The sequence below is a fragment of the Rhizobium sp. R693 genome (assembly GCF_002211315.1).
Taxonomy (GTDB): Bacteria; Pseudomonadota; Alphaproteobacteria; order Rhizobiales; family Rhizobiaceae; genus Rhizobium.
Genome location: NZ_LOKY01000049.1, coordinates 225,992 through 250,784, shown reverse-complemented (window position 1 = coordinate 250,784; position 24,793 = coordinate 225,992). Strand labels below are relative to the sequence as shown.

General features: G+C 60.0%; 22 protein-coding genes. 12 read left to right on the top strand and 10 right to left on the bottom strand.

Annotation, left to right across the window (positions count from 1 at the left end; translation table 11 throughout):
• Positions 1 to 65: 65 nt before the first annotated feature.
• From ATY79_RS30230 to ATY79_RS30220, 3 genes are all read right to left on the bottom strand, one after another.
• Positions 66 to 1,742, bottom strand: coding sequence for an SbmA/BacA-like family transporter (locus ATY79_RS30230; RefSeq protein ID WP_088694984.1), 1,677 nt, complete (start codon positions 1,740 to 1,742; stop codon positions 66 to 68).
• A gap of 200 nt (positions 1,743 to 1,942) precedes the next feature.
• Complete coding sequence (locus ATY79_RS30225; protein WP_189637263.1) at positions 1,943 to 2,278, bottom strand: hypothetical protein; 336 nt, start codon at positions 2,276 to 2,278, stop codon at positions 1,943 to 1,945.
• 289 nt (positions 2,279 to 2,567) lie between these two features.
• Positions 2,568 to 3,761 carry an MFS transporter gene (locus ATY79_RS30220; protein ID WP_088705775.1) on the bottom strand — a complete coding sequence of 398 codons (1,194 nt, stop codon included), beginning with the start codon at positions 3,759 to 3,761 and terminating at the stop codon, positions 2,568 to 2,570.
• Positions 3,762 to 4,192: 431 nt separating this feature from the next.
• On the opposite strand from ATY79_RS30220, the gene ATY79_RS30215 reads away from it, so the two are divergent.
• From ATY79_RS30215 to ATY79_RS30160, 12 genes are all read left to right on the top strand, one after another.
• Complete coding sequence (locus ATY79_RS30215) at positions 4,193 to 5,323, top strand: alpha/beta hydrolase (RefSeq protein ID WP_088695190.1); 1,131 nt, start codon at positions 4,193 to 4,195, stop codon at positions 5,321 to 5,323.
• A gap of 169 nt (positions 5,324 to 5,492) precedes the next feature.
• Entirely contained in the window at positions 5,493 to 7,106 is a 1,614-nt protein-coding gene (locus ATY79_RS30210; protein WP_088694987.1) for an arylsulfatase, read from the top strand.
• Between the two features lie 55 nt (positions 7,107 to 7,161).
• Positions 7,162 to 8,139 (top strand): MoxR family ATPase, encoded by a 978-nt coding sequence (locus ATY79_RS30205; protein WP_088694988.1) that lies wholly within the window; start codon positions 7,162 to 7,164, stop codon positions 8,137 to 8,139.
• 10 nt (positions 8,140 to 8,149) lie between these two features.
• Positions 8,150 to 9,100 (top strand): DUF58 domain-containing protein, encoded by a 951-nt coding sequence (locus ATY79_RS30200; protein ID WP_088694989.1) that lies wholly within the window; start codon positions 8,150 to 8,152, stop codon positions 9,098 to 9,100.
• A gap of 1 nt (position 9,101) precedes the next feature.
• Complete coding sequence (locus tag ATY79_RS30195; protein ID WP_088694990.1) at positions 9,102 to 9,617, top strand: DUF4381 domain-containing protein; 516 nt, start codon at positions 9,102 to 9,104, stop codon at positions 9,615 to 9,617.
• Positions 9,604 to 10,590 (top strand): VWA domain-containing protein, encoded by a 987-nt coding sequence (locus ATY79_RS30190; protein WP_088694991.1) that lies wholly within the window; start codon positions 9,604 to 9,606, stop codon positions 10,588 to 10,590. Before ATY79_RS30195 ends, ATY79_RS30190 begins: the two co-directional genes overlap by 14 nt.
• A complete protein-coding gene (locus ATY79_RS30185) occupies positions 10,587 to 12,146 on the top strand; it encodes a VWA domain-containing protein (RefSeq protein WP_088694992.1) in 1,560 nt (519 codons plus the stop codon). Before ATY79_RS30190 ends, ATY79_RS30185 begins: the two co-directional genes overlap by 4 nt.
• The gene (locus ATY79_RS30180; protein WP_141105593.1) at positions 12,143 to 13,456 is read left to right on the top strand and encodes a BatD family protein; all 1,314 of its coding nucleotides are present in this window, start codon (positions 12,143 to 12,145) and stop codon (positions 13,454 to 13,456) included. The genes ATY79_RS30185 and ATY79_RS30180 overlap by 4 nt, the downstream gene beginning before the upstream one ends.
• Positions 13,457 to 13,571: 115 nt before the next feature.
• Positions 13,572 to 14,546: a formylglycine-generating enzyme family protein gene (locus tag ATY79_RS30175; RefSeq protein WP_088694994.1), complete on the top strand. Its 975-nt coding sequence runs from the start codon at positions 13,572 to 13,574 to the stop codon at positions 14,544 to 14,546.
• Positions 14,547 to 14,560: 14 nt separating this feature from the next.
• Positions 14,561 to 15,538: an HAD family hydrolase gene (locus ATY79_RS30170; protein WP_088705774.1), complete on the top strand. Its 978-nt coding sequence runs from the start codon at positions 14,561 to 14,563 to the stop codon at positions 15,536 to 15,538.
• Between the two features lie 68 nt (positions 15,539 to 15,606).
• The gene (locus tag ATY79_RS30165) at positions 15,607 to 16,137 is read left to right on the top strand and encodes a DUF1269 domain-containing protein (RefSeq protein WP_088694996.1); all 531 of its coding nucleotides are present in this window, start codon (positions 15,607 to 15,609) and stop codon (positions 16,135 to 16,137) included.
• Positions 16,138 to 16,288: 151 nt separating this feature from the next.
• Positions 16,289 to 17,299 carry a DUF4105 domain-containing protein gene (locus ATY79_RS30160; RefSeq protein ID WP_088705773.1) on the top strand — a complete coding sequence of 337 codons (1,011 nt, stop codon included), beginning with the start codon at positions 16,289 to 16,291 and terminating at the stop codon, positions 17,297 to 17,299.
• A gap of 67 nt (positions 17,300 to 17,366) precedes the next feature.
• Here the strand turns inward: ATY79_RS30160 and ATY79_RS30155 are convergent, their stop codons facing one another.
• The 7 genes from ATY79_RS30155 to ATY79_RS30125 form a co-directional block, all read right to left on the bottom strand.
• Positions 17,367 to 19,106, bottom strand: coding sequence for a hypothetical protein (locus tag ATY79_RS30155; protein ID WP_088705772.1), 1,740 nt, complete (start codon positions 19,104 to 19,106; stop codon positions 17,367 to 17,369).
• A 154-nt stretch (positions 19,107 to 19,260) separates the two neighbouring features.
• A complete protein-coding gene (locus ATY79_RS30150) occupies positions 19,261 to 19,542 on the bottom strand; it encodes a hypothetical protein (RefSeq protein ID WP_189637265.1) in 282 nt (93 codons plus the stop codon).
• A 241-nt stretch (positions 19,543 to 19,783) separates the two neighbouring features.
• The gene (locus ATY79_RS30145) at positions 19,784 to 20,986 is read right to left on the bottom strand and encodes an adenylate/guanylate cyclase domain-containing protein (RefSeq protein WP_088705771.1); all 1,203 of its coding nucleotides are present in this window, start codon (positions 20,984 to 20,986) and stop codon (positions 19,784 to 19,786) included.
• 145 nt (positions 20,987 to 21,131) lie between these two features.
• Complete coding sequence (locus ATY79_RS30140) at positions 21,132 to 21,998, bottom strand: HlyD family secretion protein (protein WP_088695000.1); 867 nt, start codon at positions 21,996 to 21,998, stop codon at positions 21,132 to 21,134.
• The gene (locus ATY79_RS30135) at positions 21,995 to 22,204 is read right to left on the bottom strand and encodes a DUF1656 domain-containing protein (RefSeq protein WP_088695001.1); all 210 of its coding nucleotides are present in this window, start codon (positions 22,202 to 22,204) and stop codon (positions 21,995 to 21,997) included. Before ATY79_RS30135 ends, ATY79_RS30140 begins: the two co-directional genes overlap by 4 nt.
• Complete coding sequence (locus ATY79_RS30130) at positions 22,201 to 24,294, bottom strand: FUSC family protein (protein WP_088695002.1); 2,094 nt, start codon at positions 24,292 to 24,294, stop codon at positions 22,201 to 22,203. The genes ATY79_RS30135 and ATY79_RS30130 overlap by 4 nt, the downstream gene beginning before the upstream one ends.
• A complete protein-coding gene (locus tag ATY79_RS30125; RefSeq protein ID WP_088695003.1) occupies positions 24,284 to 24,751 on the bottom strand; it encodes a MarR family transcriptional regulator in 468 nt (155 codons plus the stop codon). The genes ATY79_RS30130 and ATY79_RS30125 overlap by 11 nt, the downstream gene beginning before the upstream one ends.
• Between the last annotated feature and the right edge of the window lie 42 nt (positions 24,752 to 24,793).

Sequence of the window (24,793 nt, the reverse complement as noted above, 5' to 3'; positions counted from 1 at the left end):
CAGCCTCCTATCGACTTTCTCGTCGTCTCTATCTCCGTGCTGCACGCCGCGAAGCGTCCGCACGGTTATCTGGGTTTCCTCCATTGCCATCCGCCACCATCGCCAAGGTCGAGAATGGCATCGTAGGCCGATATGTTAGCGGCGCTCCCGATGTGGACGCAGGCAATGCCGTCATTTGCAAAGCGTGTCATGATCCGGAAAAATGTATCCCAGCCGACCATAACCTCGGTCCTCTCAAGCAAGATGACATACGGCTTCGCAACGCATACGCTCGCCAGCATCAGCAAGTGCTGCTCTCTTTGCGTCAGAAACGTATGCCACTCCACTTCTTGTTGAAATCCCCCTGCCTTAGAAATGCGCTCGAGCTCGAATTCGGCAAGTAGCAACGAAATCCGTTCGTCCGAAATTTCTGAGTTCGCAGCGGGAGGAACAAGCAGCTGTCGAAGTGTACTCGGCGGAAGATAGGGCTGCTGCGGCAGGAAGCGTATCCGTTCTCCAGCCGGGCGAAAAATTCGGCCAGCGCCGGGATAAGCAATGCCTGCTGTGGCCCTGAAAAACGCACTCCCCTGGTCTTCTCGGGCGCACGTCACCAGAACGCGGGCACGAGCCGGAATAACTGCGGTCAGATCCTGCAACAACGGCGAGCCGCCCCGGTCGGACAATATCGTGAGCTTCTCGTAAGACAGCTCGTCCCGGGTGCTATCGATTTGAATCTCTGGTCGACAGCGCTGCGAGTTCTCAATCGCCTCTAGGAGCGTACTGAGCCGCGCCACCACTGCGGCAAAATTAGAGATCGAATTGAATTGGTTGATTATCAGCGAAAAAGCGCCCACCAGCATCGCAAATGCTGCTGCTGACTGCGTAATCACCCCAAATTCGATATCACCGCGGAAGAAGGCCGGTGCGACAATCAAGGCTGGGATGATCTGGATCAGCCAGTTGTAGCCCGTCGTGAAGAAGCCGACATTGCGGTTGACGGATGTTATGTTGCGAAAGTTGGTCACCAAGTCATCAATTCGACCCGCAAGAAAGGACTTCATGCGCGGCTCGCTGCCCGTCAGCATGATCCGCTCCGCGTTCTCCCTCGCTTGAATGAGGCCTGTACGGAAACTCGCCTCTTTATCGAGTTGATCGTAGTTCAGCTTGATGAGCGGGCGCCCCAGCCAGATCGTAAGAAGCGAGCCGCAGGCCGCATAAACGACCGCCACAGCGAACAAGACGGGGTTGATCGACAAGAGCACCCCTGAGAAAGAAAGGATCGTTAGTCCACTGCTGAAGATCATCAGCAGGAAAGACAATGTAGTCACGGTGAATGCGCGGATATCTTCCGAAATTCGCTGATCCGGATACGAGAGTTCTCCCGAAACACCGAGACGGTAAAAGGCTCCGTCAGTAAGATAGAGATTGACGGCGCGACGCGTCAGAAAGTCTCTCCAGGTGAGTGCTAGCCGCTCCTCGGTAAAGCGCGCAAAAACCGATGCGATCGTGGAGCCAGCAAACACGAGAAGATAGAATACGGCTTGCCGGACGAACTCCGCGATCTGCCTGTCGGCGATCGCCGTCATGAAGTTCCGGCCCACGAAGCTGTTCAGCACATTGAGCCCGTTGATCGCGAGGAAGAGCGCGACAAGGCATACGGTCAGAAGCTTTGCCGCGCCGCCGACCTCCGAGGACATGAAAATTCGCACCGAGCGCAGAAAGCGCCCCGCCGTTACCCTGAAAGGAGTTCGCAGTTCTTCCATGCCTTTTCCCCTCGCGTCGCGCCAATGCCTGAGCTTCACTTTATCGGTGAAGCCCGTCTCCGCGACGCCTCCTCGAAGGCTATTCGTGCGACATAAGTTGGGAGCTCAACTTCGAACGATATCTTGGCAACTCTCCACCGCCCACACGAATGCTGGCCCCTGTTCGAGGCCAATGGCCCAGAAATCGCAACGTTGCGGGGCTAAGATTTGAGGTCGTGCGCCTGCCCTGACGCCCGCAGTTCCTTGAGGGTTTTGCCCACGCAACTTCCCCCATCGGATCCGCCCACGGCCTTTGCCTTGCCGTCCAGCGTAATCGTGCCGGCAATCCGATCGGAGGCTGAAAAAGTCGCGGTGCCGTCCTGGGTCACCCTCGACAAATAGAATGCGTGATAAGTGCCCTTGTACTCACAGCTGATAACCAGCGGAAAATCCTTAAAGGGATCTTGTGCGTACGCAGACATGCCGGACAGAAGCGACGCCCCACAAGTGGCGAGCATTGCAATCGATGTTTTGAGAAAAGGCGACAGATATACCATTGATCGAACCCCAACTGCGTGAAGAGTCTCGAGGCATGCATACAAGTGGCTATCAACTGCGCTGAGTATGTCGCAGCAAGCCGCTACTAGGCAAGAAAATTGTGATCGACCACGACACAATTCTACCGGGAAAAGAAACCCTTAGATCGAACGCTCCCCCTCCCCCGAAGTACCGGTCTTCCGCGCCGGGCTAAGGCGAGATACTCCGCGGCGCCAAAGCACGTTGGCCAACGCGATTGGGCTCGCGTCGACCACCGCTTTTAGGACGTGTACGTTCTCTTCGCCCTCACTAGGCGGGCTGGCTCGCTCTGTCGGCGTTCGATGCCGAGCGACCGTCCAGAGCGCCGCTCCATAGCGTCAGAACCAGGGCTCCCGCGACGAGGATTGCTCCAACCCAGGGCGTCGCCCCGAGCCCCAGCGAGGATTCCACCACGAGGCCGCCGATCCATGCGCCCGCGGCAATACCGAGGTTGAATGCCGCGATATTCAGGGCCGATGCCACATCGGCAGCGGCGGGGCGTATCTGCTTTGCCAATTGCACGACATAGATCTGCAGGCCGGGCACGTTAGCGAAAGAGAGAAAGCCGAGCGCAGCCAGCGTCGGAACGGCCAGCCAGGGCGACGGCGCCGTGAAGCTGAAGAGCACCAGCACAATTGCCTGGGCAACGAACAATCCGGTCAAGGCATGTACCGGGCTGCGATTGGCAAACCGGCCGCCGGCGACGTTGCCGATGGCGATCGCGATGCCGTAGACCACGAGAACGAGGCTGACGGTGCCGGCTGCAAAGCCGGTGATCTCCTGCAGGATCGACGCAAGGAATGTGAAGGCAACGAATGTGCCACCGTAGCCGAGCGCGGTCATGGCGAAGACGATAAGCAGACGGCCGCTGCCGAGCACGCGAATCTGGTCGACGATGCTGGCGGCCGGCGCCTTCTTCAGGTTGGACGGCAGCAACACGGCAATCGCAATGAAAGCGATTGCGCCAAGGCCGGCAACGGCAGCGAAGGTCGCCCGCCAGCCGAAGACTTGTCCAATCAGTGTTCCGAGCGGAACGCCGGTGACGATGGCAACGGTCAGGCCCATGAACATCATGGCGATGGCTGAGGCGCGACGGTTTTCAGGAACGAGATCGGCTGCGATGGTCGAGCCGACAGAGAAGAAGACGCCGTGCGCAAAGGCCGAAAGCACGCGCGCGACCAGCAACGGCGCGTAGCTCGGGCTGATAGCCGCCATCCCGTTACCGATGACGAAGAGCGCCATCAGGCCCAGAAGCAGTGGCTTCCGTTCGATACGTCCGGTCAACGCCGTCAGCACCGGTGCGCCGAAGGTGACACCCAAGGCGTAAACGCTCACGATCAGTCCGGCCAACGGCAGGCTGATGTGAAGATCTGAAGCAACAGTCGGCAACAGGCCGACGATGACGAATTCCGTGGTTCCGATCGCATAGGCTGCGATCGTCAAAGCGAAGAGAGCAATTGGCATAATGTGCCTCGAATGATCTGCCGGCCAGCCGGCGTGGTTGACTGGCGAACATATGGAGGCACTGGATTTCAGTGATAAGCGGTCACTTGGTCCAAGGATATATGAACTGAATTCACAAAAGCAAAGGAAGTGCAGCAAGGAGTGTCCCAGGGAGCGGATTGATGGCAGCTAGCGACGGAACAGCGCGCAAGGCTCGTTGCGGTTCGGTAACACTTGCCCAAAACTCGTCGCGGCACGTAGGCATCTGACGCGAATTGCACATAACATCCGCTTGGTTACCGTAATGTACTTTCACTTTCGCCCGGCCACCGTAAGGTGCTTGCGTTTTCAATGAGGGAACCGGAGACGTGATCGCAGCCCGCACTGTTCGGACACTTGTACCGCTGCTCGTCGCCGCACTTCTTGCCGGTTGTGGTCACCCAAGCGGGGTCATGGCACCCGTTGCGGCGACGTCGAACACCTCCAAGGTCAGCATGCTGGTCGCGACCACGCGCGAACCCTCCGGCGACCCTGCAACGCTCTTCACCGGCGAACGCAGCCCGAAGCCCTATCTGACTGCCGTTGACGTCTCCATACCGCCGAAACGGGAGCCCGGCACCGTCCAATGGCCGAAGCGACTGCCGCCCAATCCGGCGACCGACTTTGCAGTGACCAGCGTGAAGGAAATCGACACGATTCCACAGGGGCGCGCCTGGTTCCACCAGAATATCCAGGATGGGCGAGCACTGGTCTTCGTTCACGGCTTCAATAACACATACGAAGATTCGGTTTTCCGGCTCGCCCAGATCGTCCACGATTCCGGCATGCAGGCGACCCCTCTCCTTTTCACGTGGCCTTCGCGCGCGCAGGTCACGGCCTACGAATACGACAAGGAAAGCACCAACTATTCGCGCACGGCGCTCGAACAGGCCTTGCGAACACTGGCCGCTGATCCTGATGTAAAGGACATCACGATCCTTGCACACTCGATGGGTACCTGGCTCACCATGGAGTCGCTGCGACAGATGGGTATCCGCGACGGCCACGTGAACAGCAAGATTCATAACGTCATTCTCGCTTCGCCCGATATCGACATCCAGGTCTTTGCCAAGCAATTCGCGGAGATGGGCACGCCGACGCCAAAGTTCACGATCTTCGTATCTCAGGATGACAAGGCGCTTGCGGTGTCGAGCTTCATCACGGGGAAGGTCTCGCGTTTGGGCGCGATCGACCCGACTGTCGAGCCCTATCGTTCGAAACTCGAAGCCGCCGGTATTACCGCAATCGATCTTACCAAGGTGAAGGGCGAAGGTCTGAACCATGGCAAGTTCGCCGAAAGCCCCGAGATCGTTCAACTGATCGGCCAGCGCATCATCACGGGACAGACGCTGACGGACTCGAACGTCTCGCTCGGTCAAGGTCTCACTGCCGTCGTCGGTGGCACCGTCACCACCATCGGCAATGTCGCCGCCACCGCGGTCGCGGCGCCTGTCACGGTGCTCGAACAGCCAACGCGGGCCAAGAAGCGTCCGGTCGATGAAACGCTTCAAGGCGACTTCAAGGTGCAGCCGCTCACGCAGTAAGCGTGCGCATTCCACTCGTTGTTACGTTTTGACGCTCGTTTGTTACCGTAACGTACTTACCGAGTGACGCTCTTCAGTGGGAACGTAGGCTCGTCGAAAAATGCGACGACCTGCCCACAACCAGGAGAGCGTAAATGTCGGATGACCTGAATAAACAAGGGGGATCGCAATGAGTGCGTCTCTCTCGAAACGGCTTCGGCATGCCGGTGCGGCGCTTGCCCTTTCGCTGGCCTCTACTTCGCTCAGCTACGGCGCTGCTCATGCACAGCAGGCGGCACCGGCTCAGAACACGGCAAAACCGAACATCCTGGTCATCTTCGGAGACGACATCGGCCAGACGAACATCAGCGCCTATACGATGGGGGTCATGGGCTACAAAACGCCCAACATTGACCGGATCGCCAAGGAAGGTATGCTGTTTACCGACTACTACGCCGAAAACAGCTGCACCGCCGGCCGCTCGACATTCATCACAGGCCAGGTTTGCCTCCGCACGGGCCTTTGCAAGGTTGGTATCCCCGGTGCGACCGTAGGCCTGCAGGCGCGTGACATTACCATTGCACAGGCGCTGAAGCCGCTCGGTTATGCGACGGGCCAGTTCGGCAAGAACCATCTTGGCGACCGCGACGAGTTCCTGCCCACGAAGCACGGCTTCGACGAGTTCTTCGGCAACCTCTATCACCTAAATGCAGAGGAGGAGCCCGAGCGTCCCTACTACCCAAAGAATGACCAGGCGTTCGTGAAGAGCAACTCGCCGCGCGGCGTCCTGCATTCGTTTGCCGATGGCAGGGTCGACGACACCGGAGCCCTGAACCGCAAGCGCATGGAAACGATCGACGACGAAACGACAGCAGCAGCGATAGACTTCATCCAGCGGCAGGCCAAGGAAGGAAAGCCCTTCTTCACCTGGATGAACACGACTCGCATGCACGCCTTTACACACGTGCGCGATTCCATGCAGGGCCAAAGCGGAATGCCCGGCAACGAATATGCGGACGGCATGCTCGAGCATGACGGCGATGTCGGCAAGCTCCTGAAAGCGCTGGACGATCTCAACATCGCCGACAACACGATCGTCGTTTACACGACGGACAACGGTCCCAACCAATGGTCATGGCCCGATGCGGCGACGACCTCCTTCCGAAGCGAGAAGGATACCAACTGGGAAGGCGCATTCCGTGTTCCCGCAATGGTTCGTTGGCCCGGCCACATCAAGGCCGGCGACGTGTCTAACGAAATAATGTCCGGGCTCGACTGGTTCCCGACCCTGCTTGCGGCCGCTGGCGATAACGACATCAAGGAGCGGCTTCTCAATGGCACCAGCATCAACGGCAACCAGTTCAAGGTCCATCTGGATGGCTACAACCAGCTTCCCTATCTGACGGGACAGCAGCCGAAGTCGGGACGCGACGAATTTTACTATTTCAACGATGATGGAGAAGTCGTCGCCTATCGCTATGGCAACTGGAAGATCGTGTTCTGCGAACAGAGGGAGCCGGGCGGCTTCGTCGTATGGGCAAACCCTTTCACCTGCCTGCGTGCACCGAAGGTCTTCAATCTGCGCATGGATCCTTACGAGCGCGCCGATGTCGTCTCCGACCAGTATTACGACTGGTTGGCGAAGAATGCCTATCTCATCCAGTACGGCGTCTGGCGGGTCGCTCCATTCCTGCAGACGTTCAAAGACTACCCTCCCAGCCAGCGTTCGGCGAGCTTCAGTATCGACCAGATGGTCGAGGCCCTGATGCGCTCCATGGACCAAGGCGCCGCGACTGGAAAGTAGCAACAGCCATGAGCGGGCCAGCTCGCGCGGCCCGCTCATCTGTTTAGGGGGAACCATGACTGCACGCGACGATATTCTCGACCTCGGCAAAAGGATCGGGCAGTCAATCATCGGCCAGGAGACGATGGTTGAGCGCTTGCTGCTCGGCCTCCTCGCCAACGGCCACCTCCTGGTCGAGGGCTTGCCGGGGCTTGCCAAGACGCGCGCTATCAAGAACCTGGCGAAAAACCTGGATGCAGAGCCTTCCCGCATCCAGTTCACCCCTGACCTGCTCCCCGCCGACATCACCGGCTCGGAGATCTACTTCAGCGAAGGCGGCAAGGGTGAGTTCAAATTCCAGCGGGGACCGATCTTTGCCAGCCTGATCCTTGCCGACGAAGTCAATCGCGCGCCGGCCAAAGTGCAGTCAGCGCTTCTCGAGGCGATGGAGGAACGGCAGGTGACGGTCGGCGGAAAGAGATACGCCTTGCCGCCTCTCTTCATGGTCATGGCAACGCAAAACCCGATCGAGCAGGAAGGTACCTACCCTCTTCCCGAAGCTCAGCTCGACCGCTTCCTCATGCATGTCGAGGTCGGTTATCCCGATGGAAAGTCCGAGGCGGCCATCATGCGTCTGAACCGGGACGAGGAAAACGCAGCACATAGTGGCACGAAGCCCGCCGAAGACCATAAGCTTAACCCCCAGTCCGTTTTCGACGCCCGCAAGGAGATTGGCGCGGTTACCGTTTCGAGTCCGATCGAGGACTACATCGTCGCACTGGTGCTCGCCACCCGCTATCCTGACAGATACGACAAGGATCTGGCGGAGCTTCTGCAGGTTGGCATCAGCCCGCGCGGCGTGATTGGCCTCGACAAGGTCTCCCGGTCCTATGCATGGTTCAAGGGGCGGGATTACGTGACGCCCGATGACGTCAAGGCAGTCGTGAACGATGTCTTCCGCCATCGTCTCATTCTGTCTTACGAAGCACATGCGTCGAATACGACGCCTGATCAGGTGATCAATCGCATCGTCGAGCTCGTGGCTGTCTCTTGAGGATCGCGCAATGCCGACAAATCCCGATGCAGAAGGCATTCACGTCTCAACCAGCCAGCTGGTAGCTCTGGAAGGTCGCGCCCGCGATCTGAGTTTCGTGCAGAAAGCCAAGAGCCATCGCCTGCTTGCCGGTCGCATGCAGTCTTCCATGCGTGGCCGCGGACTGACATTCGAGGAACTGCGGGACTACCTGCCTGGCGACGACATCCGCACGATCGATTGGCGCGTCACCGCGCGCACGACGAAGCCGGCGGTCCGTGTCTACTCCGAAGAAAAGGAAAGGCCGGCACTGGTCGTCGTCGACCAACGCATCAATATGTTCTTCGGCAGTCGCCGCTCGATGAAATCGGTCACGGCGGCGGAAGCGGCCATACTTTGCGCCTGGCGCATTCTCGGCTCCGGCGACCGTGTCGGGGGCTTTGTCTTTAATGACGAAAGGATCGACGAAATACGCCCACATCGCAGCCGCGAAGCGGTGATCGGCTTTGCCGACCGGATCGCGACTCAGAACGCCAAATTGAGCGCGAGCTATTCCGGCGCACCGTCTCTCGATGCACTCGACACCGTCGTCGAACGCGTCGCCAATATCGCGCATCACGATCATCTCGTGATTATCATCAGCGACTTCGACGGCCACACGACGGCGACCCGCGACCGTTTGCTGCGCCTTTCCGCCCATAACGACGTGATCTGCCTGTTGGTCTATGATCCCTTCATGCTGGAACTGCCGCAATCGGGAAACATCGTCGTCAGCGGCGGCAGCCTCCAGGCTGAGCTGGCGCTGAGGCAAGGCAACGTGCGCCAATCGATAGACCGCTTCGCCCGAGAACGCGGCCGGGAACTGCGCGCCTGGCAGCGTGAACTCGGCCTTCCCATGCTGCCCATCTCCACAGCGGAAGAAACGGCGCCACAGCTCCGCAAATTGCTGGAACAGCCCGCCTGGCGCCAGAGGCGGCGGTGACATGGAACCGGCCGGCACCTCGTTGGACCCGATGACTGAAACAGCGCTGCGTTCGCTGAAGGACATCGCCGTGCCGCCGCCGGTTTCGTGGATGCCTCAGACATGGGGCTGGGCCGTCCTAGCCGCGATCCTGACCCTGATCCTTGCTACAGCGTTTCTGCTCTGGCTTCGCCACTATCGCGCCAATGCCTACCGGCGCGAGGCGTTGACGCTGCTTGCTGGCGTGGAAGCGAAGATCCGCAATCCCGAGACACGGCAGTCCGGCGTTCGTGACCTCGCGATACTCCTAAAGCGTGTCGCTCTTGCCGGCTGGCCTCGCGACGATGTTGCTTCCCTCGCCGGCGCGGCCTGGGTGAAGTTTCTCGAGGTCCACGGTGATCGTGCGACCAGCCGTGCGCTACAAGCCGTGCTTGATGATCTCGAATATCACGCCAGCGAAGGGAGCGGCGCGAATACGGAAACCGAATTGATTGCTGGTGCGCGCAACTGGATCGAGCGTCATCGTGTATCAGCTTGATCATCCATGGCTGCTGGTGTTGCTGCCGCTACCCCTCATAGTCTGGTGGTTGTTGCCTGCCCATCATGAAACCTCGGCATCGGTGCGCTTGCCTTTCTTTGACCAGGTCGCAAGCGCGGTCGGCATCACGCCGACATCGGGCTCGGTGATCGCCCGGCGAAGTTGGCCGCAACTGGTTGCCGAAGCCCTTGCTTGGTGCCTCATCGTGGTCGCCCTCGCCCGCCCGCAATTCGTCGAGCCGCCGATCGAGAAAGTCGAACCCCAGCGTGATCTCATGCTGGCACTCGACCTTTCGCAATCAATGGACACTCGTGACTTTCGTGCTCCGGATGGGACCACACGCCCACGCGTCGACGCGGTTCGCACGGTCGTCGCCGATTTCGTTACCAAGAGACCGGGCGATCGCATTGGCTTGATCGCCTTTGGTGACGCTCCCTACCCACTCGTCCCCTTCACGATGGATCACCGTACTGTTCAGACAATGATTGCCGAAACACTGCCCGGAATGGCGGGGCCTCGGACCGCGCTTGGCGATGCGATTGGCCTTGCAATCAAGATGTTCGAGAAGACCACCGTTCCGGAAAAGGTGCTGATCGTGCTCACCGACGGCAACGACACCGCCAGCAAGATGCCGCCAGCTAAAGCGGCCGACATAGCCAAGCAGAAGGGCGTTGTTATCCATGCAGTCGGGATAGGCGACCCGGCGGCAACCGGTGAAGACAAGCTGGACACTGCGGCCTTGCAAAAGATCGCAAGCGACACAGGTGGCCGCTATTTCTTTGGTGGCGACCAGACGCAGCTTGCGGCGATCTATGACGAACTCGACAAGATCACGCCCGAAGATCAGAAAAACCTGTCCTGGCGGCCACGCATAGAGCTCTTTCACTGGCCGCTCGGTGCGGCGATTACGGTGCTCGCGCTATATTACTGCGCAGCCGCACTTGGCGGACTTCTCCGGAGGTCAGCCGCATGATCGAAGACTTCCACTTCCTTCGCCCCTGGTGGCTTCTGGCACTCCTCCTGCCGATCGGAATCGTGTTGCTTGCTTCGCGGTCGAGCAATCTCCGCAATCGCTGGAGGGATATGATCGCCCCTCATCTTTTGGAGAGGCTGATCGTCGAAGCGTCGGGGCGTACGCGCCTGCACCCTTCGCGGCTGCTTGGAGCAGTCCTCGTCCTGGCAGCCATCGGCGCGGCAGGCCCGACCTGGGAGCGCGAGGCTCCACCCTTCGTCGAAGACACGGCACCCTTGGTTCTTGCCGTCGACCTGTCATCGACTATGGACGCGATCGATCTCACGCCTTCGCGGCTCGAACGTGCCAAGCTGAAGATCAAGGACATCGTTGCTCAGCGGCAGGGTGCCAGAACCGCCGTCATCGCCTACGCCGGATCGGCCCACCTCGTCTTGCCACTGACCGACGATGCGGCGCTTGTCGAGACCTACACCGATGCGCTCGCCACGCGCATCATGCCGGTTTCCGGCAAGGACTCAGCGGCCGCGCTCACCGCAGCGGAACAGACCCTCACAGACGGCGACGCCGCCGGCACCATTGTCTTCATCACCGACGGCGTCGAACAGAACGCCTTCGATGCGTTCAAGCGGAAAACAGACAACGGCGTCCTGATCCTCGGCGTCGGAACTGCGGAAGGCGGTCCCGTGAAAACGCCTGACGGTAGCTTTCTGACTGGAGCCGGCGGCCACCGTGTCTTTGCCAAGCTCGATATCGACGCGCTGAAAGACTTGCACGCACTGACGGGCATTGACGTCGCCACGATCACCGACGACGACACGGACGTCCGTTGGATCACACAGCGGGTGGCCACCAACTTTGCCCAGAAGAAATCAGAGGAAGGCAACCGCTGGAAGGACGCCGGCTGGCTGCTGCTCATGCCGACCGCTGTACTCTTCGCGCTGACCTTTCGGAGAGGATGGGTCGTTCGGCTGGGAGCTGTACTTATTCTGGCGCGGCTTATACTTGCGCCGACATCGTCCCATGCGGCGAATTTCGCCGACATATGGCTGACGCCTGATCAGCAAGGCAGGCTCGCCTTCACGCGCGGGAACTATGACGATGCCGCGTCCCATTTTCGCGACCCGATGTGGCGTGGCGTGGCGCTCTACCGCGCCGGGAAACTTGCCGAGTCAATCGATGCATTCGCCACGGTCGACAGCGCCGAAAGCTGGTACAATCAGGGAAATGCGCTGCTTTTTCTCTCGAAGTTCGAAGAAGCTGTCGCCGCTTACCGGAGGGCGCTCGAGAAACGCAAAGACTGGCCGGAAGCGTCCGCCAATCTTGCGATCGCCGAAACCTTGGTGGCCAGCCAGAAGAAAGACGAACAGGATCAGCCACAAGACCCCAACCAAAAGCCGGACCAGGTCAAATTCGACGACAAGGGAAAGAAGGGCAAGGCCGGACAGGTCGATGTCACCGAACAGACGTCGGAGATGTGGATGAAGAACCTCCAGGTGAGCCCAACAGAGCTGATGGCGCGAAAATTCGCGATCGAGGCTGAGGAGAGGAAGCCGTGAGAGCCGCTTGGGCAGCACTGACTACGGCTTTGATGGCAAGCGCTGCCTTGGCCGCGGAACCCTTTGCCCGCGTGACCATCAACGACAGCGATAGCATCGTGCCGGGTCAACAGGTGCAGGTCACGGTCGACGTCTTTGCGCCGAATTTCTTCACATCGCCACCGCAGTTTCCTCTATTTGACCTTCCGAACGCACTCGTCACGCTTCCGGACGAGCGCGCCCAGAACATGACGGAAACGATCGACGGCGTGCAGTATTCCGGCATCCGCCGTAACTATGCGATTGTTCCCGAGACCGCAGGCACGTACACGCTGCCTCCTGCCACGATCGACTTCAAGTACTCCGATGACGGCAAGTTTGTTCAAGGCACCGCGCAGTTGCCACCGACGCAGTTCACGGCTGTTTCTCCAACCGGCAGCGACAAGACTGCTCTTCCTTTCGCGGTCCGCGACGTTAGCCTGACGCAATCGTTCGATCGCGATCCCGCCAAGCTCAAGGCAGGCGAAGCCCTGGTTAGAACCGTCACCATCTTCGCTGGCAATACGCAGGCAATGATGATCCCGCCGCTGGAGATCGGTCAGGCGCAGGGCCTGCAGACATATTCGCAGTCACCGCAGTTGGCCGATGGTGTCAATCGCGATCAGATAGACGGAAGCTCGCGAACGGAGACGATCACCTACGTTGCGGCGGCGCCCGGCACCTTCCAGCTCCCGTCGATCAGCCTCGAATGGTTTGACACCCTCACCAAGACCACGAAGACCGCATCGCTACCCGCAGTCGATCTGACTGTGGCCGAAGCACAGGCACCGACCGAACGCATTGCGCCGAATGTTCAGGCGAGCGAGGCGGCGGCACCTGCTGCGCGTCAGCGAACCATGCGTATGATCGCGGTCGCCACCCTCTTGATCGCCGTGCTGAGCGCAGTGTTTTTAGCGGGCCGCCGTTGGCTGTCGCCGATCCGGCAATGGTTGACGCAACGGCGGCAAATGCGCGCCGAATCCGAGCCGGAGCGCTTCCGCCGGATGCTGCACGCCGTCAAGCATGAGCCACCGCAGGGCATTTACGCTTCGCTCGACGACTGGTGCCATGCCGTTGGTTACCGGACGGCTTCGGCCTGGGCAGCCGCTAGTGGCGACACCGACCTTTGCTGTCACGTCGAGCAACTCGATCGATTGCTCTACGGTTCCGGCTCATCAGAGGCTACGCTCGATCGGGCAGCACTCGCGGCTGCGATCACGCGAAACAGGCATGCGCGGCAACACGCGCCACGCACGACGCGCGGAAATCTGTTGCCCGAGTTGAATCCATAGGGCTGAGCAGCAGATTTACGCCTAATGTAACGTTTTCTGGAAGGCATGTTACCGTAACGTACTTACGGCTGAAGCAACGCGTGGCGATACTCAGGGCAGGCTTTCGGAGGCGACGATGGCACTGGCATTTGACGCAGAACACCGGCCGCAACGTCAGGGCGACGACCATGACGACCTCGTGTGGATACCTGGCCGGACCTTCGTGATGGGTTCCAACGACCACTATCCCGAAGAGGCCCCGGCTCATCCCGTTACCGTCGACGGCTTCTGGATCGAGGCAACGTCGGTCACGAACCGTAAGTTCCAGGAATTCGTCAAGGCAACCGGCCATGTCACACTGGCCGAGAAAGCCCCAGACCCGAGAGATTACCCCGGCGCCTTGCCGAACATGCTACGGGCGGGATCTCTCGTTTTCACCCCACCGAAAACGGTAAGCGGCACCGACATTACCCAGTGGTGGAAATTCAAGTTCGGCGCCAACTGGCGGCGGCCCTATGGCGGCTTGAGCGATCTCCGCGGCAAGCTGGACCATCCGGTTGTCCATGTCGCCTATTCCGATGCGAAGGCGTATGCCGAATGGGCGGGAATGGACCTGCCGACGGAAGCTGAGTGGGAACTCGCAGCCCGCGGCGGGCTTGACGACACCGAGTTTGCCTGGGGCCACGAACTCATGCCCGAAGGCGTCGCGATGGCCAACACCTGGCAAGGCACGTTCCCGACCCACAGCACGAAAGCGGCCGGCAAGGATCGAACGACGCCCGTGCGTTCGTTTCCGCCGAACGGCTACGGCGCCTATGACATGATCGGCAACGTCTGGGAGTGGACATCGGACTACTGGTCGACCCGCCATCCGGAACCAGCTGCGAAAGCCTGCTGCATCCCAGAGAACCCTCGCGGCGGCGGCAAAGAGGCCAGCTATGATCCCAACCAAGCCAACATTCTTATCCCAAGGCGCGTGCTGAAGGGCGGCTCGCACCTTTGCGCCCCGAACTATTGCCGGCGTTATCGCCCGGCAGCCCGCCACGCTGAGCCGGAAGATACCTCGACCAGCCATGTCGGTTTTCGCTGCATCAAGCGCGTTGCAACCTGATCAGGAGTATCCCGATGTCCCGGTGTGTGCGCGTCTTCCTGCTTTTTCTGCTGCCCCCAGTGAGCGCGTTCGGACAGGAACTTCCCTTGTGGAATGAGGGCAAGTCGAAGCAGGCAATCGTCGACTTCGTCAAGAAGGTGACGACAGAGGGCGGTAGTGACTACGTGGCTCCTGAGGACCGTATCGCCGTCTTCGACAATGACGGAACGCTGTGGACGGAGCAGCCATTCTACTTTCAGCTTGGTTTCATGTTGGATCGGGTCAAGACACTCGCCCCGCAACACCCAGAGTGGAAAGAGAAGGAACCCTTCAAATCGATCCTCGCCGGCGACCTCAAAGGCGTCGCAAAGGGCGGCGAGCGGGGCATCGTTGAGCTTGGAATGGAGACCCACGCAGGAATGACGACCGACGATTTCCGCAAGATCGTCACCGACTGGTTCGCGACGGCGAAACACCCCAAGACCGGAAAGCCCTACAATGAGATGACATTCCTGCCGATGCGCGAACTCCTGGACTACCTGCGCGCAAATGGCTTCAAGACCTTCATTGTCTCCGGCGGCGGCGTCGAGTTCATGCGCCCCATCACGGAGAAGGCATACGGCATTCCGCCCGAACAGGTCGTCGGCAGCACGATCACGACGCAATATGCCCTGGTCGGCGATACGCCGGTTCTGAACCGGCTTCCGAAGATCGATTTCGTCGATGATGGTCCCGGCAAACCGGTAGGGATCAACAAGTTCATCGGCAGACGCCCGGTCTTTGCTGCCGGCAATTCGGATGGAGACTACGAAATGCTGCGCTGGGTGATGGCCGGTCAGGGGCCTCATTTCGCAATGATCGTTCATCATACCGATGCAGATCGGGAATACGCATACGATCGCAAATCCGACTTCGGAAGGCTCGACAAGGCACTTGATGAGGCCATTGCGCGCAACTGGCTGCTCGTCGACATGAAAGCTGACTGGAAGAAGATCTACGCGTTCGATCAATAGTCCCGGCTGGCACAGTTCTGCCCGCCGTCATGCTCCATATGCTCGCTGTCAAACGAAAGGAACAGACAATGTCGGAACTCGTTGTTATCGGCTTCGATGCCATGGATGAAGCAGACAAGGTGCTGCTGAAATTGAACAGCCTGAAGAAGGAATACCTCGTCGATCTCGAAGATGCAGTCGTGGTGGTCCGAGACGAGGCCGGCAAGGTCCACCTCAAGCAGAGCCTCAACCTGACAGCAATCGGTGCCACGTCAGGCCTGTTGTCCGGTTCCCTCTGGGGCGGTCTCGTCGGCCTGCTTTTCCTCAATCCGCTCGCGGGATTTGCGATCGGCGGCCTCGTCGGTGCAGGCACCGGCGCGATCTCCGGCTCGCTTGCCGACTACGGCATCGACGACGACTTCATCAAGTCTCTTGGTGGGACGATACCGAATTCCTCCTCCGCTCTCTTCGTCCTCGTGCGCAAGGCGCAACCGGAGAAGGTTCTGGCCGAGCTCCAGGGGCTGCGTGGCCGCGTCCTGAAAACGTCGCTGGCGCCTGATCAGGAAGAGCGGTTGCGCAAGGCGCTCTCGGACAATCCGAGCGAAGCCGCATCCGCATAATTCGACGGGCGGCCCCGCTCGCACCGCTGGTGTGATCCGGGGCCGCCGTTGAAGCGAACGTCCATGTTTCTGATGGTTTGCGGTTCCTGCGAGACCGCGCGGTATTGCCCCTTCCGATTGGCAGGCAGGCGCGTTCGCAAAGGGCGAAACAATGGCAACCATTTTCACTGCGGCGAAGCCTCGGAAGTGGCGAATTCTCGCACTTGTTGCTCGCTTCGTCTTCCGGCTAGCCGTTGTCGCCTTCGCGGGATGGTTTGCGCTCGCCGCATTCTATCAGGCCCCTTCTGCATGGAAATGGCCGACCATCGCTGCCGGCTTTCTCGTCGGACTCATGGCCATTCTGATTGTCAGACGGCGACCGCTGCTTGCCGGTGTACTTCTGTTGGCGGCAATGTTCCCCGTTTCCTACTGGTGGAGCAGCATCAAGCCGAGCAACGATCGGGAATGGGCGGTCGACGTTGCCCACGGTGTCACCGCAACAATAGCGGGCGACCAAATCACCCTCCACAACGTCCGCAACTTTCAATGGCGGACAACTGAGGACTTCGATCCAATTTGGCAAACCGGGCAATATGACCTCGCCTCACTCCAGTCGGTCGATCTGTTGAACTCCGTCTGGAGCAATCCCGCGATTGCCCATACCCTTGTCAGCTTCGGTTTTGCAGATGGTAGACACGTCGTATTCTCGGCCGAGATCCGAAAGGAGCAAGGCGAGGCATTCTCGGAGATCGGCGGCTTCTTCAAAGAGTTCGAACTGGTGCTAATTGCTGCCGAAGAAAGCGACATCGTCCGCCTGCGCACCAACACCCGCCGGGAAAGTGTGTCGCTCTATCCGCTCCGGGTCTCTCCTCAGATCGCACGCGCCCTCTTCCTGTCCTACCTAGAGAAGGCCAACGCGCTTGCGGCTCAGCCGGAATTTTACCAAACGATCACAGCAAACTGCACGACAATCGTCTTCAAGCTCGCTCGGCTGATCAATCCCGGCATCCCGCCAGATTGGCGCATCATCGTATCCGGTTACCTGCCGGACTATCTCTACGACCACGGACTGATCCGTACCGACCTCCCCCTCGACCAGGTCAGGAAACAAGCCGAGATCAGCAGCCGGGCACAAGCCGCCCCAACATCGAACGACTACTCGAAGATAATTCGAACTCCTTAGACGGTCGCTAGGGCGCGTTGCAGCGAAGCCGAAGGGGCTCCGCGCAAAACATCCGCGACGAAGACACCTAAAACGCAGTAGCCTCGCCCTCAACCTTGAAGCGGGCGCCCGCTTTCGCAAGCCCTTCCTCAATCGATGCGGAAAACACCGGCTGATACCGTCGCTGCGCCATTCTCTCGCGGAAGGTCGTCTCGAAATCTGGCGCGAGTTGCCGGAGTTCGGCTAGCCGCGGCGCGGCTCCATCCGACCCAAGCTGTGCCAGTGCTGCCACACGCAGGACGCCGATCAGGAAAGCGCTATCGCTCGTCTGCTCAGCAAGCAGCGAGGCCTCCGACCAATCTCTTCGCCGGTAAGCGTCGAGCGCGAGCACGAGAACCGCGTCGCGCGGGACGACATCAACCGACTTGCCGGCATCCCGAGCCAAAGAAACGCCCGCATCGAAATAGCCAGACGAGAACAGGACAAGGGCAAGCTTTGCTGCCACATCGGGGTTGTTGGGATTGAGCGCCAGCGCGCGGTTGCCTTCGGCGAGTGCCGCGTCAATCCGCCCACTGTAGAATTGTGCCAACATCAATGCGATATGAGCCCGATCGGAGAGCGGCGCTAAAGAAACGGCCCGGCCAGCAAGTTCAAGCGCACGCGCCATCTTGCTGTCGTCGGCAGCTTCCGCCTGTTCCGCCGCCAGCACCGTTGCGAGCGCTGCCGTTGCGTCGGCATCATAACTGTTAGCCGCGATCGTTCGCTCGAGGCAACTGATCGTCTGCCCGATGCCCGATGCCCCGCCGCCGTCGAGCTCGTACTCGGCCCGAAGGACGCATGCGTTGCCAAGCGAGCGCTCGGCCGCATTGTGGGTTTCGATATTGTTGATCACGCCGCGTATCGTAGCAAAGCGGCGTGCAAGCTGCGCAACCAGTTCACCGCGTACCGCCGCAGCCGTTTGCCCGGTGGCATCGACCCTTTCAAGGCCGGATTTCAGAAGGTCGCCCGTCTCGGTGTCGACGATCTGCCACCAAATGCTGCGATCGTGGCCATCACCATAGTACTTCATATCGATCGCATAGGTGTTCGATTTTGCCGGGCGAAGCACCGAGGCAAGCGGTCTTTCGCGCCGCGGAACCTGTGAAACCGTCAAAGTCTGGAATTGCGTCAGGGCGGTCAACAGCATGTCCCGCGTAACAGAGGCCTCACCGCGCAACGCCTCGTCCATGGCGGCCAGGGTGATGACAACGGTCGGCTTGGCGGTCATGATCGGGCGTGACGCGTAGACGGCGACACCGCCCGCCACCGCCGCAATCATCAGCAGCCCCAGGGTTGCCACCGCCAGCCACGACCAGCTTGGGGCAGTGGAAACAACGGTTGGGGAAACCTGAGCAGAAACGACATCTATAGGGTCTACGTCGACCACTGCGGAATGCTCTTCCGCATCGACGTGCGGGAAATTTCCCGGCGGCAGCGTGAAAACGGCGACATAGCGCCCCCTCGGCAGTTGAACCGTGACGCCACCCTCCGTGCCGAAGGCCTCGTAGTACTGGCTAAGCGAAGATCGCAGCCGGCTCAGTTCGATGCGGACGATAGGATCGAGCGAGGGATCGAAATTGCTTTGCCGCCCGAGCACATCGACGGCGATGGAATAGGCTTTCACGCCCTCCGCGCAACCGGCGAATTGCTGTTCCACGATATATCTGAGAATGCTCCGGCTTCGTTCGGTAGCTCTAAACCGCTCGTCGGCGAGCAGACGCTCCAGCTCTGCAAGGGCTTCTGGGCACGGGACTTCTTGACCCACGCCATACTGTTCTTCAGCTCTCATCACTGCCGCCCCGCCCCTGCTACGCAATGCTCAATGCCAAGTAGAACAGATGGGGCTGTTGCGCAGAAAACAAGAGGTTGCAATATGAAATGCTAACAAAACCGAAACGTGATAGGGGCTGGCCTATCCACTGGTCCTAATCCGGCACGCCGCCTCAGTGTTCAAGGCAGTACTTCGTCACATCTGCCTCGATCTCCGCGCAGACGATTTCGTACTCATGGAGCATCGCACGGTTCCCATCTCCGGCAGCACTTCTCAACCGGTCAAGAGTGGAACTCGCATCTTCATAGGCTTCGCAAAGACTGCGAAGGGATTCCGACTTCTCCCCGATCGAGTGAAGTCGTCCACGCACGGCGGGCAGCTTCAGCATTAGGCGACGCAGTCCTCGGCGCTCAGCGTCTGTGGACGTTCTTACCTCGTCGTTTTCCTTGCCCATGAAGACCACCCCGGGTTCGGTCGGCTTCGTCGGAGGCATGTTATCGACGAGGCTGTTCGATGGAAGTACGCAACGGTAACAAACGCGTATCAATCGACGCCGCCGGCTCTTGTTACGTCGGCATTAGCGCGTTGCGCATCCGCACAAATGAGCTGAGGTGCAGAAGGAGCCGCTTGTCCAGTCGAAACGCCAAAACTCGCCGGAAACGAAACACAGATGTTCGCGGCGCAACCGGGCGCGGCTAGATGGCCGGTGTGAAGAGTTCCTGCGCGCGATTGACACCGCGCAGTACGTGGAGACCGATCGAATGCAGGCTGTCCATCTGTGATGGCGGGATGATCGCCGCAAAACTCGCCGACATCAGCAAACGGCTCTGCAGCGACCGGCAGAGGGAGACGATGCGGCTAACCTCGTTGACGGCTGGCCCGATGACCGTGAAATCAAGGCGGTCTTCACTGCCTATGTTGCCGTAGAAGACGTCGCCGAGATGAAGCCCGAGATAGACGTCGGTCACCGGCCCGCCCTCGATGCGCCGTTGCGCATTGAGATCGAGCAGGCGCTTGTCGAGCAGCGACCGCGCCTTCAGCGCCGCAGAACAGGCCTCGCTGGGCCGCCTGCCCTTGAATATCGCCAGCGTGCCGTCGCCCATCAGCTTAAGTACCTCGCCTCCGGCCTGCTGGACCGACGAGATCACTGCATCGGCATAGTCGTTGAGCATCGGAATGATCTCTTCCGGATCGACCGTATCCGATATATGCGTGAAATTGGCGAGGTCGGAAAACCAGAGGGCCGCCGAGATACGGTCGCTTTGACCGCGGCCGATCTTGCCGTGCAATACCTGATTGGCAGCATCCTGCCCCAGGTAGACCTTGGCAATCGTGCCGGCCACACCGCTGATCGTCACGCATTTAACAGCCAGCGCCAGACAGGGAAGCAGATCGCGCAGTACGGCAATGTCACTTTCAGAGAAGCCTCCCGTCGACCGGGTGGCGAAGTGAGAGACGAAGCAGTCGATGTCTCCGATCGTTCCACGGTCTCCGAACCGGTGCGCCATGGCGATGAAGTCCGTGAAATCAGCGGCCTTCAGATCATCGAGCAGATAGAACTCGGTCGGATCGCCCTCGGTCAGATTTCTGCGGACCTCTCCAGACCCCGTTGTTTCCAAGTGATGGAAGGCGGAGCGAAGCCAGTTGTCAGCGATCACGCCAGGATCGGAGAAGCCGTATTCCGAGACCCGTTCGATCGGCTCCCTGCTGTCCCAGCGGAACGCTCGGCGTTCATAGATCGGGTGCAGAGTATCCATGACGGCAACGGAGCGCTCGATCGGAAGTCCGATCGCGCGACACCGTTCGCAAATCCCGGCGAGGAGGTCCGCTTCCGCCACGCCCTTCAGTCCGCTCTGCATCAGCCAGGCGGTGATTTCTATGACGTGGCGGTTGTCCACGGCGGTCTCCTAGAACCGGGGTGTCCATTTGTTTTTCTCGAGCCGAGCACCTTCGCCGTGCCACAGCTCCCTTCACCCGGTCATCGATGGACGCCCAGACCGGTGAACTTACAGTTTGCGAAAGCGGCTCTCGGAGGCGCGCCGATCACTTGACGATGGTGACGCTTGCCGTGCGACCGGCGACCAGCGCCGTATCGTCTGGCAGAGTATCGAGCGCCACCCGCACGGGAACGCGCTGAGCAAGCCGAACCCACGTGAATGTGGGCGTTACGTTGGCGAGCTGTGCGCTGGTATCGCTTCGCTCCCGGTCTTCGATGCCACCAGCAACGCCGTCGACATGCCCCTTCAGAGGTGTCTTGCTCCCCATCAGATAGACGAGCGCGGGATCACCGGCCTTGATGCGGTCCAGCTTGTTCTCTTCGAAATAGCCCGCGACATAATAGGAATCGCTGTCGATCAACGCGGTAACGGCGGTGCCCGCCGTCACATAGTTTCCCGGCTGCATCGAGAAGTTCGTCAGCACGCCGTTGACTGGCGCGCGCACCACTGAGCGGTCCAGATTAAGTTGCGCGGTGTCGCGGCTGATCAGTGCCTGGTTATAGGCGGCTTCGCCCTGTTGAACGGTCGTTTCGGCCTGCTGGATCTTCTGCCGCGTTACCGAGCTCTCGCCGAGTTTGCGATAGAGCTCGACATCACTTCTTGCCATGCCGAGCGCCGCCTTGCTGCTCTCCATTTGGGCTTCGGCTTGGCGCAGGGCAAGTGTGAAGCGCGCCTGATCGATGCGGAAGATCACGTCGCCCTTGTGGACAGCCTGATTGTCCTTGGCATCGACCGCACTGACGATCCCGGAGACATCGGCCGCAAGTCGCACCACGTCGGCGCGGACCTTGCCGTCCCGCGTCCAGGGCTCGTCCATGTAATAGTCCCACAGATGCCAGCCGAGCACTCCCGCCAAGGCAACCATGACGCCGGTGAGCAAGAAGCGACCGGAATGAGCGAGAAGCGATTTCATAATGACACCTTATTCAAAGACAGCGCGATTGCGCCAAGCAGGCAGAAGTACATGGCCGTATCGAAAAGCGGTCGATGCCAGACCAGCCGGTAGAAGCCGACAGACGCCAGCACGCGCCGCAGGATGGCGTTGAGGAGGTAAGCGACGAGCGCGATTGCGCCGAGCGTCGGGATGAAGATCCCGTAAATGTCGATATCAGGCCTCATGCGGCATATTCCTTTGCGGTTCGTCCTCTCGCGCCAGCGGCAGCGACTACAGGGAGGGAGGCTGCATCGGGGTAGAGGGTGTATCTGAGCGCGGTCATGGAGCGGCGCGCGCCTTCGATCGCCGAAGACTTGCCGGCCTCGACCAGTGCCGCGAGCGACTGGTCCAGCGTCTTGAGCAGGTTTTCGTCAGGCTGCGCGTCCCGGCTCCTCTGCTTCTGCTGATAGTGGGCCGCGATACCAGACAGCACGTTCTCGATCGGTTCGCGTTTGTCGCGTGACACCAACTGCTTGTGGCGCTGGAGATCCAGCGTGTTGAGGCCGTTGCGCAGGTCGCGCAGAATGTCGGTCTGTGCGACCGCGGATTCGGCCGGGATCATCGCCAGGCGCGGAGCGACCAAACCAAGCCGGTCGACCATGCGATATAGCAACTTCGTGAAGTCGACCTCCTCAGGTCGGCACGCCGCAGCGACGATATCCGTCCAGCCGGACCGGAGCAGGCGGTAGGCCGTCCACTCAGCCCCAACAGAGCGAACGAGAACTGTCGTTCCGCAGGCAATCACCATTCCGATGATCATGGCCGCATTCGAATTGACGAAAGAGGCGAGATCGAGATTCAGGCGGTCCTGCAGCGTCAGCATGTTCGGCAGGTTCACGCAGAAACCCATTCCATAGAGAGCAAGAGCCGGCCTGGTCATCAGCAACCCGGCCGGCACGAGCATCAACCCGAGTGCGGCGGCGAGTTCGACATAGTTGTGAATCAGCGGCATCAGACCGTATTCGAAGACGAAGGCTGCAATGACGGTCACGATCGCCACATTGACGAACCTGATCATCATCGGTGCGGGATCGTCCATCGACGAAAAGATGCAGCAGAGCACGCCAGCCATCATCGCAGCCGCGCTGCCCTGAGGCCAACCGGTATAGATCCAGAGAGCTGTCGCGATGAATGTCGCCAGCATTACGGACAGGCCGGAGTGAATGGCCATTCCGTAATCCTTGTGGATCGGAGCCCGGTCGAAGGACGTGCCGAAACGGCGCCAACGAAGATCATGATGAGACCCGGATTCTATGTCCTGGCGGAGGCTGAGACAGTCTCCCCAGATTTGCACGAGATCGCGGATGCGCGCTGTGAAGTTATGGGCCAGCAGACCGTTCCACTCCTGTTGCTCGCGCCCCTCCTCCTCGGCCTTCGCCATCAGGGCAAGGAGCTGTTGGCGCTTCTCCTCGGCAAGAGGCGCACCACTTTCGAGCAGCGTTGTGACTTCGCTTGCCAGCGCGGTGATCGCAGGTGTGAGTTTGCCAGCTGTCGCCTTGTCGAGCGCGTGCAGTACGTCGGCTAGGCCGGAAACGATCGGCAGCATCGCAACCATGCGCTGTTGCAATATTCTGGTGCGGCCGACGATGTCGCGCAGCGCCGAGGTATCGTAGGCGACGTGGGTGGTGAAGCTGTGGAGATCGACCGCATCGGCGGCGAGCCGGCGGGCCGCCGCCAGGAGCGAAGGATCGCGTCCCCTGCCCTTCAGCGTGCCAGTCGCAAGCTCGGCGCCATCACCTAGCCACGCATTGATGCGCGCCGCCAGAACCGGCCCGGCGTGTCGAGGAAAGAAGATACGATTGACAATCGCCGCGCAGATAATGCCAAGCGCGATTTCAACGACACGGGCCGTTGCATAGGTAAAAGCCGTATCCGGGTTTGCGACGATCGGGAACCCGGTCAGCGCAGTGGTATATCCGGCCAGCATGAAGCTGTAGCTGCGTGGCGTCCGGTCGAGCAGGCTGACACCAAGGCAAAAGGCCATCCACAGCGCGATCGCAAGCGTCAGCATTTCAGGCGAATTGACGAGGTTGGGGATCAGGATCACCGTAACCGTACCGCCGAGTGCGGTGCCAATTAGTCGGTAGAGCGCCTTCGACGTGCTCGCACCCGATAGCGGATGGGCCACGATGTAAACCGTGCCGACCGCCCAGTATGGGTTTGTCAGGTCGAAGCAAAGCGCAAGACCAAGCGCCAGCATTGCGGCGGCGAAGGTCTTGATGGAAAAAACGACGTCCCCCAGGCTGGGATCGGTCGCATTCTTGCTACTCGTCATTTTCCTGTATTCCGGATAGGGCCGCGGTTTTCGCCGCGATGGCGCGCAGGACCTCCAGGGCGGCCTCGACCTGTTCGGGATCAAGGTCGCCTAGGATCTGTGCTCGCAGCTCCGCCGCACAACTTTCGGCGCGCTCGGCGACCGCTGTGCCTCCTCCGGTGAGTTGCACCAACTTGATGCGCCGGTCCGTTTCATCGGGGACCCGGCAGATCAAGCCGTCATTTTCCAAACTGTCGAGAACCCGCACGAGCGTCGGCCCTTCAACACCGACCCTTTCAGCCAGAACACCCTGCGGTATCCTGTCGCCATGTCGAAGCAGCGCAATCAATGGCGCAGCGCTGGCGTCCGACAGGTTGTGCTCGGTCAGGACGGCATTCAACGCCCGACGCCACCCGCGCCCACAGACCATAAGCAGCGGTGCGAACTCAGCCCAAGTTTGTTTCAGATTCATTGGCATGAAATTAGATAATATCCTATCGATTAGAATGCAATGATGTTT